We start from the raw sequence: 14,840 nt of genomic DNA on the forward strand, positions 1-14,840 counted from the left end.
TTTATGCTGCTTTCTCAATCGCTACTGTAGGTTTACATTACAACAATGTGAGGCTTTTTTATAAATACAACCAGATCACTAACACTGAATATTCATTCTCTATTGCAAATTTCACCTTCTTTAAAATCATACAAAAAAGCCTTTTAAATTAATTATGCTTTTGCAAGCACCTACTTAAAAGGCTTTATATCTAATAGTTCTAACTATATGAATTTTATTTACGATAATATATTAACTTTGCCGTTGTATAAAGATAGTTATCGTGCACTGTTAGCAATGCCTTGTAACCACTCTTTTCCCAAGTTGTATATAAACTATTATATTTCTCATATGTGAATTGATAGTCATTACCAAATTCTTCAACTCCTTTTCTATGCAGAATATCATGTAAAACAGACATTTCATCCCATGTATGATAACTATTTTGATCTGGATAGAAATCATAGCTAATATACTCTAATTGCCCACCTATAAAAATGTACGTTAACTCTGCAAAATAGCCATATTTTTTCGTCTCATAAATTAAATAAGTTTCTCTATCGTCTTGAATTTTTTGAATAAACGTTGATTTTTCATTTCTCTCTACATCACGAATAGACAATTTAAAGTTAATATTATTGAAAGGTACAACAGGTTTCTTTTTCGATAAAAATGAATCGACTACATACCCTTTAACATTACCAGCCGTTACATAAGACCACCCTACTAATGTAGAATGTACTGTTACTTGTGTACCATTGCTTAATGAACCTACTGAAGCTCCAGATTGACTGGCAATATTGCGAACAACAACCCCACTACTTGTATTTACATACTTAGTCGATGTTTTAGTCTTTCCCATAAAATCCGATTTAACATAGCCTATCACATTACCATATTGCACATAGGACCATCCATTCCCTACCGAACCATAATCTTCAACGACCATATTGTACTTCAATGTCGCTAATGTGGCTGCCGATAGTGATGGCGTAGATTTTACAACAAGACCACTTTTAGAATTTGCAATTTTTATTGTTGAAGGTGGAACGCTTAAAAATGAAGTATTAACGTATCCCTTAACATCACCAGCTTGAATGTGAGACCAACCATTAGAAGTAGAAAACTCTATTACAAATTGGTTCTTATCTAGATTACCAACCGAATTTGCTGTATCACTCGGCGACTCTCTAACAATTAAGCTGGAGCCACTCACAACTTTTACTGTTCGATAGTCTGCTGCTTCGGCTACTTGGTGCTGAAAACTAAATAACATAATGAGTACAAAGGCTGCAACAAACCATTTCTTAAGTATATTCAATCAAATGACCTCCTTTTAATCTTCACTATTCTACCATTTTTACTATTTACTGTATATATTTCCATAATAAATTTTACCTATTTTTAAAGCTGAACATACATGAATAAACAAGTAATGTAATCCTCTTTCATTGCTTCGACTGTGCACAACCTTGATATATTTTAAATGAGCTTTAAGGCGTTCTAGAAAATACTTTAGTCTTTCTTTATAAATATGTGTATATATTCACTCACTTTTATCAATTCAATAAGGTAAGCAACATGCACCATATTATGTTTTAAATTGAAACTTTCGCCAATATATATCGTTAAACTTAGTATTGATATTTTTTCAAAATATGTAATTTATTTATAAAGGTGGGGTAGAAGTGTTAAAAAGAGCTATGCTTTCAGGAATTGTTTTTAGTTCAATTTTGTTAGTTGGCTGCAATAAAGAGGAAATTATAGATATTACGGGAAATAAGGAAAATGATGCAAATGTAATATCAGAATCAAAAGAATTAAATTTAATTTCAGAATTTAAAACAGAAATAATGGCATCTATAACAGAACAAACGGAAATGGATAATGAGTCAATAGAAGGAATAATGGTAAGTGGTAGTCCCGTTAAAGGAATTATTGATATATCAATAAGCTTTTCGAAAGATATAAAAGTTGATGATAAGATGATTAAACAAATAATTAAAGATTCTATAAAGAAAGTATCTAAAACAGAAAACATCACAATTAGCGAAGAAAATATAACAATAAAAATTGAGAAACTCTAATGGAGAAGTTCTAAGTTGCTTTCTAAGATTGTATAAGGAAAAATTATAAAGAAATATGTTATTAGTTCAAACTACATTCAAATGGAGGTTTTTATATGAAAGGGAAGTTAGTCTTCACTATTGGTTTAACAGACGTTTTAGCATTTACAATTGGTTTTGCAAAAGACAATATAGGATCAGCTAAAGAACAAACAGACATTACTACGGTTATAACAAAAGAAGAACAAAAAATGGTAGAAAATATGTCCGTTAAAGAAGGATTTGTACCACAAGAAAATGGAACAGGTTTCTTTTTTATTAAAGGGGAGCCAGCTGAAAAAAAGGATGTTACCGCTGTAATCACAGCAGATGAACAAAACACTATAGAAAAAATGTCCATTAAAGAAGGATTTATACCACAAGAAAATGGAACAGGTTTCTTTTTTATAAAAGAAAAATAATTATGATATTGGTTTCCTGTTATAAGAAGGAACACTTTTCACTTACGCAGTTACTATAATAAGAATAGGAAGCCCCTCTGCATTTTTAGCAGAAACCATTAGGTCAATTGATTGTTCTAAGTTTTTGGATATTCTTTCTACATTGCCATCTTTCCACTGTTTATTTACTCTTTTTTAACCATATAAAAAAGCCCTTTCAATTTGTGATGCTTTCCGCAACAGACAAATCAAAAAGGCTTGGTATTCGCAGCCCTAACGACACTAATTTAGGGTTGTGTTTACTTATAATCGGGAGTGTATAGACCTATACAACCCTTCTTCAATATTTATATCACGTTTAATTATTCACAAACTTCAGGCGTACCTTCACGTTTTGCCGCTTTAAAGCTTGTGCCACAGCCGCAAGATGCAATGGCATTTGGGTTGTCGATGGTGAAGCCACCGCCCATTAACGATTGTTTATAGTCAATTTTTGTTCCCATTAAAATAGGCGCATCTTCGCGGGAAACAAGAATCGTTAAACCATGTTGTACATCTTCAAAATCGTCTTCTTTTTTCTCTTTATCGAAATGCATGCCATACGATAGACCACTACATCCGCCACCATTAACAGCTACGCGTAAAAAAGAACCTTGCTCCTCATTATGCTCCATCATTTCATTAATATGAAATGCAGCCGCTTCAGTCACTTCTATTACTTGCTTTAAACTTGTCATCCCAATCACCTTCCTTCTTACTTATCATATCAATTTTGACTATTGTATGACAAACATTCAGCTTGAAGTAGATTATTAGCAAAATTCCCGATATTTTCACTTAATTAGTATTTTTTATTCATGTGTTAAATGCATCTATTGGTATAATAGTTATAATTACATCGATGAAAGAGGTATATATTATGGAGATTTCCCCGTATTACGAAAAAAAAATCCAATGTCTTAATTGTAAAAAAGAATTTCCAACATTAAAAGTACGCTCTAAATTCATAAAAGTGGATCATACAGAAACCGATTTTCAGCCGATTTATGCAGACGATGTTAATGCTCTTTACTACAATGTATTTGTTTGTGAGCATTGTGGCTTCTCCTTTACAGAGGACTTTACAAAATATTTTGCCCCTGGCGTACAAGATGAGCTAAAGACACAAATTACAGAAAAATGGGTTCACCATGATTTTAAAGGTGAACGTACGGTCTTCCAAGCGATTCAAGCCTATAAATTAGCATTTTTATGCGCTACCATTAAAAAAGAAAAATTCGTTGCTACTGCTGGTCTGACTTTACGCCTTGCGTGGTTATATCGTTCATTAAAAAATGAAGGCCAAGAGCAGCGTTTTATGAAAATGTCGCGAGATCTTTATATGGATTCCTATTCAAATGAGGACTACAGCACAACTCAAATGTCCGATGTACGCATTATGTATATGATTGCCGAGCTATCACGACGTATCGGTGATATTGAAAATGCGACACGCTTCTTTTCTAAGGTTATTGAGAAACAAAGTATTGGTGGCGAAGCAAAAATTATCGATATGGCAAAGGAACAATGGACACTGATTCGCGAAGAAAAAGAAAAATCTCGACAAGCGTAAATAAAAAAAGTTCTAGCCAAAATTAGCTAGAACTTTTTTGTACGTAAATGTTAGAAAACTTGTTCTACTTCAATAATTCCTGGTACTTCTTCTAATAAAGCACGTTCAATACCTGCTTTTAATGTAATCGTAGAACTAGGGCAACTACCACATGCACCTAATAAACGTAATTTTACAACGCCATCTTCTACATCTACTAATTCACAGTCTCCACCGTCACGTAATAAGAATGGACGTAATTTATCTAATACTTCTTGAACTTGGTCGTTAATTGTTGCTTCTGCCATTTGTCTCGACTCCTTTCCTTATAATGATTATAATGTTAGCAACAGAAAAAATCCAATATAGAATCACAAGGGAGAATAAATACTATGGATCAAACAAAACCAATTATCGAAATTTACGGCACTGCGGTCATCTGTGCTAGCTGTGTCAATGCACCATCTTCTAAGGATACATATGAGTGGTTGCAAGCCGCTATTGATCGTAAATATCCAGACCAAGCTTATGCTATTCGCTATGTCGATATTGAAGGTCCAATTGAGAATGAACGTGATTTGGATTATGCTAGACGTATTCAAGAAGATGAATTTTTCTATCCACTCGTGCTCATCAATGATGAAGTAGTAGGAGAAGGTTATGTCCAATTAAAGCCGGTCTTTAATGCCCTTGAAAACCTTGGCTTTACACCAGACGAAACCGTTTAATAATAAATGAAAGGGATTGTTCACAAGTTAAACTTTGAGCAATCCCTTTTATTATTTACTAGTATGCTCAAAAGAACGTGAGCAACGCATTAATCATTTTGATATTTGTACATCCATAGTAATCCAGATTTCATTAAACGTGCAATACGACCAGTAACAGTTGTATCCGCTAAGTAAGCAAAACCTTGTTTTTTACCTAATGATCCCATGAAACCTTTTAGTTTAATATCAGGCATTTTTTCTGGTAAATGCTCACCTTTCCAACGCATACGTAATACTTTCACGATATGCTCTGCCTGCTCTTCTGCTAATTGTGCACTAGGAGAAAAGTCAGAAGAAGCGCAGTCACCAACAACGTATACATGCTCATCATCCAACACATTAAAGTATTGAGTGACAATCGGACGACCTTGACGATCTTTTTCAACATCCATTTCACGCACAAGTTTAACAGGCTGCACACCAGCAGTCCAAACTACTGCATCCAGTGGTATTTCCTCTTCATGGTTAAAAATTTTCCCTGGTTCTACTTTTGTTATATTAGAATTCGCAATAACATCTACATTATGTTTTGTAAACCAATCTTTCACATATTTGCTAAGCTTCTCTGGGAAGTCTTTTAAAATACGTGAACCTCGGTCAAACAATTTTACTTTTAAATCAGCACGGCTTTCTCGTAGCTCACTCGCCAACTCAATACCGCTTAAACCAGCACCGACAATGCCGACAGTTGAGCCTGCTGGTAAACCACATAACGCTTGGAATGTTGCACGTGATTTTGCCATCGTCTGAATGCTGTATGTGTACTCTTCTGCACCTGGTACACCATGGTATTTGTCCTCACAGCCTAGACCAATAACTAAATCGTCATATTCAATACGTTGCCCATCCTCTAGAATGACTACTTTTTCAGCACGGTTAATCTCAACGGCTTCACCATACACAGCCGTTAAACGCTCGTGCTCTGGGAAACTTACACGAATTTCTTTATCTGTTGAAGTCCCTGCTGCTAATGCATAAAATTCTGTTTTTAAACTATGGAAAGGTGCTCTATCTACTAACACGATTTCCGTGTCCAAAGGTAAGTTGTTTGGTAAAAGTCGAAGCATGACACGCATATTGCCGTAGCCGCCACCTAAAAGTACTAATTTCCCCATAATAGTCTCCTTTAATGTATCTAATAATAATTGTTCACAAAGTATCCACAAATGAGTATAACCGATTGTGAGAAGTTTCACAATATAAGATTGCATTTTTGTGAAAGATTTCACAATATCGATCACTTCTTTGCGTTTTTACACAACAATTATGCCAAAGTCAATTATATCTCGGCATAATTTGTACCCTGTGGTTACAAGCCGACTTGAAAAGTTCAACTTAAAATTTATACCATTCAAAAGTATCCTTCAATAATTTGCATTCCTACTGAATGTAAATGCCTAGTAGCATTCCTATAAATGTGAAGGTCTTCAGCTCAATCAATTTAAATGATTGACGAACGTTTCAAAAGCTAGTAGCATATCAATGGTGAGGTGAACATATGAATCCAATGGTTGAATTTTGTGTAAGTAATTTAGCAAATGGCTCACAAAAAACTTATGAAATACTCGAACGCGATCCAAATATCGACGTTTTGGAATATGGCTGCCTTAGCTACTGTACAAAGTGTTCTGAATCTTTTTACGCGATTGTAAATGGTGAATTAGTGGAAGCTGCTTCACCAGAGGAGCTCACAAAAGCTATATATCAATTTATTGATGAAAATCCATTATGGTAATTGTTCGTCAAAGTTTGAGTCCCAACAAAATAAAGTTACACATATGAAAAGGATGTTATACCAAAATCGGCATAACATCCTTTGTTAATTTATACCTCATTTAAAGTAGCGTTTCCATTAAATAAGTAGGTTGCTGTTCTTTTGTTAATACTTCGCTTGTTGGTGTTACACCTGTATTGACATGAATGGTATCACAGCCAAAATGAATACCACACATAATGTCCGTATCATAGTTATCACCAATCATAACCATCTCATCTTTTGTCAAACGATGCTCTAACGCAATAATGTCGAGCATTGCAGCAGACGGCTTCCCGATGTAGATTGGTTCAACCCCAGCAACCTCTCCTACTAGGCGCGCAAATGAGCCATTTCCAGGTAAAAATCCATATTCTGTTGGAAATTTAATATCTTGATTAGTTGCAATAAAGGCCGCACCATTTTGTACAGCAATTGTAGCCTTTGCTAGTGCCATATAATCTAATGTGCGATCGATTCCCATAACAAATACATCTGGCTCATTGTCTACAGGTTCAATTCCTTCATTTAACAACGCCAATCGAATACCGTCAGCGCCCATCATCGCTACTTTTTTATCTGGATAATTTATAGCAACATATTTTGCGGTTACTAAAGCACTTGAATAAATATGATGAAGTGGTGCTTCTACGCCAATTGCGTATAATGCTTCTTGTAACTGCTCTCTCGTTTTAGAAGAATTATTTGTTACGTAAAACGGCTCAATCCCTTGCTGCTGTAATTGCTGTATAAAAGCAACCGCAGAAGGAATACCTTCCTTTCCGCGGTAGACAGTACCATCTAGATCAAAGCAATAAGCCTTATAGGTTTTCATTGATGATCCTCAGGTAAAAATGCTGATACGGGACCTAACTCATTTGTTAAGTAATTATTCACTGCTGGTCCAAACTGCTTTAAAGCAGGTAAGCTTGCTGTTAAAACCGTCACAACTTCTGAAATATCTACAGATGCGAATTCACGAACGAGCATTTTACGTAAGCCTACAACAGCTTTTAACGATGCTTCCATATCAGTCGATACGACTTTTTCGTCGATTAAAATATCAATAATATCCTCATAGCTACCTGGATCACGCATAATGAAACCGTCAATCATCAAGTTCCCTACATCCATCATTGATTCCATCACATTATGACCAATACGTTCAATCGCTAATTTCTTAATATCATTTTGTAGCCAGTTTTCCTCTGTCTCCAAAATAGCTAATAGTTTATCTAAGTACTGTAAGTTTGTTGTGATTTTATTTCGATCTACAAAATACACAAGGAAAGCCCCCATTCAAATCATTTAAAGTTGATAGTCTTTTCTCTTCTATAGTACCATATCTATAGGACTGGAAGGAGATTAAAAGATGGAACGTTTTTTCTTATATGATGATGTAGAAGATACAAAAACACGCTTTGTTAGTTTTGCAGGACAGAAACTACGCTACGATTTAGCCATTTTACAATCTGGCCGCTTCTTTGGCAAAGTACTTGTGATGGATATCCAATTTGGCCGCTTTGCGATTATAGGACCAGATGACATAGAAGAACCTGGCTATCTGGAACACGTATACAACCGTTCTGAAGAAGAGACAGTCGAACTGCGTGAATACTTACGGGAATTACTAAACTAATACTGTTAAAAGATTTAAATAAAAAAATTTCGCTAATCCATTTGCTCGGGACTGCAATAGCCCCTTTGGTATATAGCGAAATTTTTTTGTCAAAATCCCATCATGTCTATCGCAATTTATTATTTGAACCAATTACACTAAATAGAATCCCTTACGTATCATTATTTATTTAAAGTGGAAGGGTTATCTTTATTATGGGGCTTGTTTTTGTTTTCATTATCATTTTGTTTTTTCGCTTGTTTATTTTGCCCAATAACAGCTAAATCATCTACACTAATATCAAAGCCATATCCGTACTCTTCACGGTCTAATTGCTTTTTCTTTTGCTTTTCGTTAGCCAAAATTATCACCTCCACTTTATAAACTTTCCTTTTTTAAATGATTTATACTTATACAAAAAACTAATGTGCATCCTCAATCATCCAGTCAACAGCACTTATTAAATCTGGGAATACGGCATCCGCAAGTGGATCATAGCTACCTAAAAAAACACCTTTTGTACCAGCTCGTTTCCCTGCAATAATATCTGTATCTGTATCTCCCACCATATAAGATTTTGATAAATCCACATTATATTTTTCAGCGAGGTCTACAATTAACTTGCTATTTGGTTTCCGACAATCACAACCAGCTTTTGGTTTATGAGGACAATATACGACTTCATCGATAATTGCTCCCTGTTTTTTTAATTCATTTGTCATATGCGTGTGTATTTTTTTGAGCTGACCTTCTTTCATAAATCCTAAGCCTACACCACCTTGATTTGTTACAACAAAGACAAAATCAAACGAGTCGTTTAATTTTTTAATCGCTTCTGGCACACGTGGTAAGAAAAACAGTTGCTGCGGTTTATTCACAAATTTAACTCTTTTCGTCAACACTTCGTTAATTACCCCATCTCGATCCAAAAATACTGCTCTTTTTATATCAATCACACCTTTAATAAGAATCAATTATATCGTGCCCCATTGTAATTGAACTTAGTCACTGGCAATAGCAGCGTATGTCCATCATACCTTCTTGTCTTTATATTACAGTTTATATTGCGAAACATATAAAAAGACTTTTCTATTTTTCATAGAAAAGTCTTTAGACTATAGCCCCGTAGTTGAATAATTATTATACTACCAATTATGTAAAAATTTATAAATATTTTTTTAACTCTTGAATCCCTAACAGTCATTTTTATAAGGCTAATTCATATCCTTATAGACGCTCTTACTTTTTGATGGCTGCTTTTAAATCTACCATTACCTATGTTTAATTTCATTGGAAACTTGACTATCAATTTAAATATTATTAAAAAATTAAAAATATCCAATCCTTTGGTACCTCTATAGTTCCTATATGTTCTTTTTCTTCTTCATTTTTTCAATCCCATCAATTAGAATACCTATGCCAAATAACATAAACCCTATCTCAAATGAATATTTAAAATAAATAAAGCTATTATAGCCGAGTTTGTAAACTAGACCAATCAAAATGAGGACAACACCTATAATAATAGTGCTATTCCCAATATTCATTAACACTCCTCCTTTTTAAATAACTCCGAAAAAGCATATAATTTATTCAACAGATATCTGTATTATTTTTTTAGTAAAGTTAGTTTTGATTTGCTGAATTTTTCTCTGTAATTTCAATAAAGAAAACGCTGATATATCAGGTTTTCTTTATAATTTACCACTTAGAAATTTGTGTACCTGAATAAATTGGTGTGAGATTTCTATCGAAAGCTTCTTTATTATTCCATACTGTAGTTTTTACATGAAGACCACTTTCACTATACCAAGTTTCAACTTTATAGTATTGCCCTACTGCTTTAGGTGGGAATCCTGATACTACTCCAATCGAAGTAAATGCATAATAAGTGGTAAATCCTGCATAAAGCGTTTTTGTTATGAAACCAATAGTATTATTTTTTAAAAACTTCACACCAACACCAAGACCACCGATTACAAAATATTCAGCTAAGGCATTTGCTCTCGAAACTGTGTAGTATTCAGTTACTACTTGACCTGATGGATAATTGTAAAATGTCCCAAGCGATTTTGATTCTGAATATCTTTTATTAAATTTCGCAACAACATATTGTGTACCGATAATATTAATCCGAGGCCTAGGTATAGTAAGAGTATGGAAACCAACTGTATTAGCTACTGTAACACAAGTACTATCTGACAACCTATATTGGCTAGGCCATTCATAGCCTATACAGACACCTGTATTACCAGCATTTCTTATTTTCACATGGTAATAAACTCTTATAGTTCCATCACTATAATCTTTAACTATATTAGAAACACTAATATAACTATCAACAAGAGGCGTAGAACCTTTAAAAGAAGTAGCAGCTTTAGCACTATCATTTAATTTAAGAAACGATAGTGCTGAGATTAATAGAACACAAACTACCATTTTGCTTATTTTTCTCATAATACTAAATATTCTCCCTTTTCTTAATTATTAATTAACATTAAATACTTTTTAAACAAAAATAGATTTTTTTAGAATAAAAGTAATAACATTTTTCAATTTTCAGAAAGTAGAATAAATAAATAGAAATCTTTTAGCAATTGATAAGGCATTACAGAAGTTTTTATACAACATTCGGAAATTAATAAGGTATGCTCGAGGAACAAAAAGATTAATTATCTAATAAGAAGAAGTGTTGAAAATAAGCCAGCAGCTCAGACGAAGGGGGAAAAGAAGCTCCTCAAGTCTTTATGGATTATAAGTGTTAATTATTCTTTACTATGTAAAACATTAAAATGGCTGATTCTTAAATTAATTTCATTTTAGTATGATATAAAAGATATTTCAAGAATAAAATGATATTTTCAATCTATATATTTGCATTTTTCCTGTAATTCACCTAAAAAATACAGTCATACTACAGAAAATAATATTAAGAACGTTTCTTTATTACCAAGCTTATTTCACCTTCTATTTTTGGTGATTGATAATACAAATGATAACGAGCTCCATGACTTAAACTAGATTCCGTCATTTGATAATCAATAGCATATTTATTAAAAGAGAGCTTTAATTAGATTAAAAAGTGCCATAGTTGTTCTTCTCCTTCTTCAAAAATTTTTAAAATAGTAGGTAGTTATTATACATTATAATAATTGCACTCTAAATTAGTTGAATGCTCTTAAATATTTTATAACCCCTATAAAATAAATATAAAAAAACCTGATGCACATTTGGCATCAGGTCGTTATAGCTATTCTACTATTTGTTCATTGTCATTTGGTTTTGTCACTTCGGTAGCTTCATTTATTACAACGTCTGGCTGCAAAATAGCTTTACCGGATTTACGCAATACAAAATAAGCACAGCCAAAATTACAATACTCATATAAGTAATCTTGTAGCGTACTGATTTTTGTATCAAAGGTAGATTTCTGATTTTTATCATCAAAAAAACCTTTTAAACGCAATTGATTATAGCCCCAGTCGCCTACAATATAATCATATTTGACTAAAATGTCTGAGTACCGCTCCTTAAAGGCTTCTTCCTGAAAAGCTTCACGGTAATCTTCAACAACTTCGTATTCATATCCTTCAATGATGATCAAAGTGACACCACCTTTCTAGATCTACTAAATTATATTACACTTCGGCCTGTAATTGACGCTCTTTTGTTGCGGCATTCACTTGCTCGTCTGCGTGATAACTACTGCGTACAAGTGGGCCTGCTTCACAATGCTTGAAGCCTTTTTCCATTGCAATTTTGCGAAGTTTACCGAATTCAATCGGTGAATAATATTTTTTTACAGGTAAATGTTTTTTAGTTGGTTGTAAATATTGACCAATTGTCATAATATCCACGTTATTTGCACGTAAATCGTCCATTACTTCTAAAATTTCTTCATGCGTTTCACCTAAACCGATCATTAAAGATGATTTTGTAGGAATGTCTGGTTGCATCTCTTTTGCTAAACGAAGAAAGTCTAAAGAACGTTCGTATTTTGCACGTGCACGTACTCTTGGCGTTAAACGTCGTACTGTTTCAATATTATGATTTAAAATATCTGGTCTTGCATCCATTAGAAGTTGAAGATTTTCCTTTATACCTCCAAGGTCTGAAGGCAATACTTCTACTGATGTTAAAGGGCTTTTACGACGAATAGCGCGCACCGTTTCTGCTAACACTTCTGCACCACCATCTTTTAAATCATCACGTGCCACCATGGTGATAACAACATGCTTTAAGTTCATAATTGCTACTGAATCTGCCACACGTTCTGGTTCTGCAAGGTCTAACTCATTTGGTAAACCCGTTTTGACAGCACAGAAACGACATGCACGTGTACAAACTGAACCCAAAATCATCATTGTCGCTGTTCGGCGCTCACCCCAGCATTCATGAATATTTGGACAACGTGCTTCTTCGCATACTGTATGAAGATTTTTTTCACGCATAAGCTTTTTAAGACCCTTATATTCATCGTTCGTGTTTAGTTTAATTTTAAGCCAATCAGGTTTTCTTACATGTTCTTCTTTTTCATTGCTAGTAGGTTTACAGGATGTCATACAATTTCGCCCCTATCAAAGTAATCTTTTGTTGAATATGATCTACCATCACTGTTGTCAATGTATCATATTACACGAACTGCAACAACTAACATTTACTCTCAACTTAACATTTCTATTGATATGGCACCGGCACTTCTATAGATGGCTGTACCGCATCTGTGCCATTCGTATAAATATTTGGTACTGGTCCTCTCGTTAACCCCATAGCTACAGGAATATCTTGTGATACCGTCGTTGACTTACTGGCAAATGGCACGATTATTTGGACATTCACTTCTATATGAATGCCAACTTCGACATACGCACTATTAATACCAAATTCTCTAATATCTGCTGTAACATTACTATGGACATTGCCAATTACATGAAAACGTATTGGTATTTTAGGCCCTAAATTACCGAGCAAAGGAATATCTGCCGCCTGTGCAAGGGGTACGAAAAAGACAATACCATCTCCTTGTTGAATTTTATTGACATCATATTCGACATTATCTAAATCTGGTAAGTGGGACAATTCTCCATGTTCAGCTTGTTCTAAATACATTTTCACAAGTTCAAGTGTTTCAGCACGCACTCTATTAATAATTTCTGTATTAAATTTTGTGGTCACTGACGTACCAGATGGTACATCTTCGATTATATCATTAACGTCCAATACGTTAGAAGTACGTGAGTTAATGGCTTTACTAACAACATACGACGCAATTTTATTTGTCTGCACTTCTGCATATTCTAAATATGTGGGTTTAAGACGCTCATTTAAAAAATACAGAAAAAATGCTATACAAATAATACTTGCAACGATTAATAAGGTTAAACGATTAAGCTGCATTCCTCTTTTATGATTCGTTCGCAATTTCATCCTTTTTCGAGGGAAAAACAAAAAAATCTCCTCCTGTTCTACAACGTATGAACAGGAGGAGCAAATTATACGACTCTCGTTGGCACTACATAATCGGTTTCAATACTATCAATTTTTACAGTTGGATAGTCCACTAAATTAATTTCATATGTCGCTGTAAGTAATTCATTACGCTCTTCAAAAATGCGAATCCAAGGCAAGGCAGCATCCAAAGTATTTTGTTTAGAAACAATGCCTCGGCGACCATCTGATAATTTTAAAATCAGCCCATTCGGATAATGGACAACCGATCTTTTTAATGCATTGACAATTCGTGCATCATAAATAGTGCCTGAGCCAGCTTCAACAATGGCAAGCCCTTGTGATGGTAGCATTTTTTCACGATATACACGATTTGTCGTCACTGCATCGAATACATCCGCTACACCAATAATTTTGGCAAATGGATGGATTTCGAAATCAACTAAGCCACGTGGATAGCCACTCCCATCAATGCGTTCATGATGTTGAAAAGCACAATGTGCAACCAGTAAGGAAATTGAGTGCAAATTACGTAATAAATCAAAGCCGTAACGCGTATGCATTTTCATCATTTCAAATTCCTCATGCGATAAGCGACCTGGTTTTTTTAATATCTCTTTCGGCACCATAAGCTTTCCAACATCATGCAATAAGGCACCAATACCAATTAAACGAAGATCTTCAGCAGAATGACCTAATTCTTTTGCAATCGCAATCGAGTATAAAGTCACATGAAAAGAATGCTGATATAAGTATTCATCAAATAAATAAGCATCTGTTAAAACCGTTAAAATTTCATTATTACCCGTAATAGCTGAGAGTAGTTCATCGACAATCGTAACAATCGCTTTCGACTGCTGATCTAGTACATAAGAGGCATTCACCGTACTTAAACCATTCAATGATTGGAAAGAATCTTTAATAGTTGAAATGGCTTTGTTCCGGACATCAGGAGGAACTGTCTCCTTGACTTCAATGCCTTCAGAAATTTTGTCATCAATATATAAATAATGCGTATTCAACTGTTGAAGTCTTTCAATAATACGTTCATTAATGACAACGTCTTTCTTTAAAAGTGGATGACCTGCCTCATTCCAAATGGTTCTTCCTAGTACCATTCCTTCTTTTAATACATCGATTGAAATTAATCGCATGACTTCTTCCCCAATCCATTC

20 protein-coding genes are annotated in these 14,840 nt (G+C 34.1%); 6 read left to right on the forward strand and 14 right to left on the reverse strand.

What is annotated here, in order from left to right; translation table 11 throughout:
* Positions 1 to 214: 214 nt before the first annotated feature.
* A complete protein-coding gene (locus MHH88_RS17585; RefSeq protein ID WP_339259691.1) occupies positions 215 to 1,300 on the reverse strand; it encodes an SH3 domain-containing protein in 1,086 nt (361 codons plus the stop codon).
* Positions 1,301 to 1,667: 367 nt separating this feature from the next.
* Between MHH88_RS17585 and MHH88_RS17590 the strand changes: the two genes are divergently transcribed.
* Together MHH88_RS17590 and MHH88_RS17595 are read left to right on the forward strand one after the other, a co-directional pair.
* Entirely contained in the window at positions 1,668 to 2,066 is a 399-nt protein-coding gene (locus MHH88_RS17590; protein ID WP_339259693.1) for a topoisomerase, read from the forward strand.
* Positions 2,067 to 2,161: 95 nt separating this feature from the next.
* Positions 2,162 to 2,506, forward strand: coding sequence for a hypothetical protein (locus MHH88_RS17595; RefSeq protein ID WP_339259695.1), 345 nt, complete (start codon positions 2,162 to 2,164; stop codon positions 2,504 to 2,506).
* A gap of 341 nt (positions 2,507 to 2,847) precedes the next feature.
* On the opposite strand, the gene MHH88_RS17600 is transcribed toward MHH88_RS17595, so the two are convergent.
* Entirely contained in the window at positions 2,848 to 3,222 is a 375-nt protein-coding gene (locus MHH88_RS17600) for an iron-sulfur cluster assembly accessory protein (RefSeq protein WP_069509836.1), read from the reverse strand.
* 182 nt (positions 3,223 to 3,404) lie between these two features.
* Here MHH88_RS17600 and MHH88_RS17605 point away from each other — a divergent pair, with 182 nt between their 5' ends.
* Positions 3,405 to 4,097, forward strand: a complete 693-nt coding sequence (locus MHH88_RS17605) for a DUF2225 domain-containing protein (RefSeq protein ID WP_339263116.1) — start codon at positions 3,405 to 3,407, stop codon at positions 4,095 to 4,097.
* Positions 4,098 to 4,147: 50 nt separating this feature from the next.
* Here the strand turns inward: MHH88_RS17605 and MHH88_RS17610 are convergent, their stop codons facing one another.
* The gene (locus MHH88_RS17610) at positions 4,148 to 4,384 is read right to left on the reverse strand and encodes a NifU family protein (protein WP_024364841.1); all 237 of its coding nucleotides are present in this window, start codon (positions 4,382 to 4,384) and stop codon (positions 4,148 to 4,150) included.
* Positions 4,385 to 4,468: 84 nt separating this feature from the next.
* Here MHH88_RS17610 and MHH88_RS17615 point away from each other — a divergent pair, with 84 nt between their 5' ends.
* Positions 4,469 to 4,804: a YuzD family protein gene (locus MHH88_RS17615; protein WP_024364840.1), complete on the forward strand. Its 336-nt coding sequence runs from the start codon at positions 4,469 to 4,471 to the stop codon at positions 4,802 to 4,804.
* An 89-nt stretch (positions 4,805 to 4,893) separates the two neighbouring features.
* On the opposite strand, the gene MHH88_RS17620 is transcribed toward MHH88_RS17615, so the two are convergent.
* The gene (locus MHH88_RS17620; RefSeq protein WP_069509842.1) at positions 4,894 to 5,961 is read right to left on the reverse strand and encodes an NAD(P)/FAD-dependent oxidoreductase; all 1,068 of its coding nucleotides are present in this window, start codon (positions 5,959 to 5,961) and stop codon (positions 4,894 to 4,896) included.
* Between the two features lie 383 nt (positions 5,962 to 6,344).
* Between MHH88_RS17620 and MHH88_RS17625 the strand changes: the two genes are divergently transcribed.
* A complete protein-coding gene (locus MHH88_RS17625; protein WP_024364838.1) occupies positions 6,345 to 6,581 on the forward strand; it encodes a YuzB family protein in 237 nt (78 codons plus the stop codon).
* 100 nt (positions 6,582 to 6,681) lie between these two features.
* Here the strand turns inward: MHH88_RS17625 and MHH88_RS17630 are convergent, their stop codons facing one another.
* On the reverse strand, positions 6,682 to 7,434 hold the full coding sequence (locus tag MHH88_RS17630) for a TIGR01457 family HAD-type hydrolase (RefSeq protein WP_069509845.1): 753 nt from the start codon (positions 7,432 to 7,434) through the stop codon (positions 6,682 to 6,684).
* Positions 7,431 to 7,883, reverse strand: a complete 453-nt coding sequence (locus tag MHH88_RS17635; protein ID WP_069509848.1) for a DUF86 domain-containing protein — start codon at positions 7,881 to 7,883, stop codon at positions 7,431 to 7,433. The genes MHH88_RS17630 and MHH88_RS17635 overlap by 4 nt, the downstream gene beginning before the upstream one ends.
* An 88-nt stretch (positions 7,884 to 7,971) precedes the next feature.
* Here MHH88_RS17635 and MHH88_RS17640 point away from each other — a divergent pair, with 88 nt between their 5' ends.
* Positions 7,972 to 8,238, forward strand: a complete 267-nt coding sequence (locus MHH88_RS17640; RefSeq protein WP_069509851.1) for a DUF3055 domain-containing protein — start codon at positions 7,972 to 7,974, stop codon at positions 8,236 to 8,238.
* Between the two features lie 161 nt (positions 8,239 to 8,399).
* On the opposite strand, the gene MHH88_RS17645 is transcribed toward MHH88_RS17640, so the two are convergent.
* The 8 genes from MHH88_RS17645 to MHH88_RS17680 all read right to left on the reverse strand — a co-directional run bounded on the left by MHH88_RS17645 (position 8,400) and on the right by MHH88_RS17680 (position 14,819).
* Entirely contained in the window at positions 8,400 to 8,579 is a 180-nt protein-coding gene (locus tag MHH88_RS17645) for a hypothetical protein (RefSeq protein ID WP_069509853.1), read from the reverse strand.
* 60 nt (positions 8,580 to 8,639) lie between these two features.
* On the reverse strand, positions 8,640 to 9,164 hold the full coding sequence (locus MHH88_RS17650; RefSeq protein ID WP_069509884.1) for an HAD family hydrolase: 525 nt from the start codon (positions 9,162 to 9,164) through the stop codon (positions 8,640 to 8,642).
* A gap of 417 nt (positions 9,165 to 9,581) precedes the next feature.
* Complete coding sequence (locus MHH88_RS17655; RefSeq protein WP_069509855.1) at positions 9,582 to 9,764, reverse strand: hypothetical protein; 183 nt, start codon at positions 9,762 to 9,764, stop codon at positions 9,582 to 9,584.
* 154 nt (positions 9,765 to 9,918) lie between these two features.
* The gene (locus MHH88_RS17660) at positions 9,919 to 10,674 is read right to left on the reverse strand and encodes a hypothetical protein (RefSeq protein ID WP_339259700.1); all 756 of its coding nucleotides are present in this window, start codon (positions 10,672 to 10,674) and stop codon (positions 9,919 to 9,921) included.
* Positions 10,675 to 11,467: 793 nt separating this feature from the next.
* Positions 11,468 to 11,821, reverse strand: coding sequence for a YutD family protein (locus tag MHH88_RS17665; protein ID WP_069509858.1), 354 nt, complete (start codon positions 11,819 to 11,821; stop codon positions 11,468 to 11,470).
* 34 nt (positions 11,822 to 11,855) lie between these two features.
* Positions 11,856 to 12,779 (reverse strand): lipoyl synthase, encoded by a 924-nt coding sequence (gene lipA, locus MHH88_RS17670; protein ID WP_069509861.1) that lies wholly within the window; start codon positions 12,777 to 12,779, stop codon positions 11,856 to 11,858.
* 115 nt (positions 12,780 to 12,894) lie between these two features.
* Positions 12,895 to 13,644 (reverse strand): sporulation protein YunB, encoded by a 750-nt coding sequence (gene yunB, locus MHH88_RS17675; RefSeq protein ID WP_069509888.1) that lies wholly within the window; start codon positions 13,642 to 13,644, stop codon positions 12,895 to 12,897.
* Between the two features lie 65 nt (positions 13,645 to 13,709).
* On the reverse strand, positions 13,710 to 14,819 hold the full coding sequence (locus tag MHH88_RS17680) for an HD-GYP domain-containing protein (RefSeq protein ID WP_069509864.1): 1,110 nt from the start codon (positions 14,817 to 14,819) through the stop codon (positions 13,710 to 13,712).
* Positions 14,820 to 14,840: the final 21 nt, after the last annotated feature.

Source organism: Lysinibacillus sp. FSL K6-3209 (genome assembly GCF_037976175.1).
In the GTDB taxonomy this organism is placed as follows: Bacteria; Bacillota; Bacilli; order Bacillales_A; family Planococcaceae; genus Lysinibacillus; species Lysinibacillus sphaericus_D.

Excerpts from the sequence above, each read along its gene's own strand:
- MHH88_RS17630 (WP_069509845.1), bottom strand. The coding sequence starts at position 7,434 with ATGAAAACCTATAAGGCTTATTGCTTTGATCTAGATGGTACTGTCTAC.
- MHH88_RS17600 (WP_069509836.1), bottom strand. The coding sequence starts at position 3,222 with ATGACAAGTTTAAAGCAAGTAATAGAAGTGACTGAAGCGGCTGCATTT.
- MHH88_RS17610 (WP_024364841.1), bottom strand. The coding sequence starts at position 4,384 with ATGGCAGAAGCAACAATTAACGACCAAGTTCAAGAAGTATTAGATAAA.
- MHH88_RS17615 (WP_024364840.1), top strand. The coding sequence starts at position 4,469 with ATGGATCAAACAAAACCAATTATCGAAATTTACGGCACTGCGGTCATC.
- MHH88_RS17680 (WP_069509864.1), bottom strand. The coding sequence starts at position 14,819 with ATGCGATTAATTTCAATCGATGTATTAAAAGAAGGAATGGTACTAGGA.
- lipA (WP_069509861.1), bottom strand. The coding sequence starts at position 12,779 with ATGACATCCTGTAAACCTACTAGCAATGAAAAAGAAGAACATGTAAGA.
- MHH88_RS17595 (WP_339259695.1), top strand. The coding sequence starts at position 2,162 with ATGAAAGGGAAGTTAGTCTTCACTATTGGTTTAACAGACGTTTTAGCA.
- MHH88_RS17655 (WP_069509855.1), bottom strand. The coding sequence starts at position 9,764 with ATGAATATTGGGAATAGCACTATTATTATAGGTGTTGTCCTCATTTTG.
- MHH88_RS17620 (WP_069509842.1), bottom strand. The coding sequence starts at position 5,961 with ATGGGGAAATTAGTACTTTTAGGTGGCGGCTACGGCAATATGCGTGTC.
- MHH88_RS17660 (WP_339259700.1), bottom strand. The coding sequence starts at position 10,674 with ATGAGAAAAATAAGCAAAATGGTAGTTTGTGTTCTATTAATCTCAGCA.
- MHH88_RS17605 (WP_339263116.1), top strand. The coding sequence starts at position 3,405 with ATGGAGATTTCCCCGTATTACGAAAAAAAAATCCAATGTCTTAATTGT.
- MHH88_RS17640 (WP_069509851.1), top strand. The coding sequence starts at position 7,972 with ATGGAACGTTTTTTCTTATATGATGATGTAGAAGATACAAAAACACGC.
- yunB (WP_069509888.1), bottom strand. The coding sequence starts at position 13,644 with ATGAAATTGCGAACGAATCATAAAAGAGGAATGCAGCTTAATCGTTTA.
- MHH88_RS17625 (WP_024364838.1), top strand. The coding sequence starts at position 6,345 with ATGAATCCAATGGTTGAATTTTGTGTAAGTAATTTAGCAAATGGCTCA.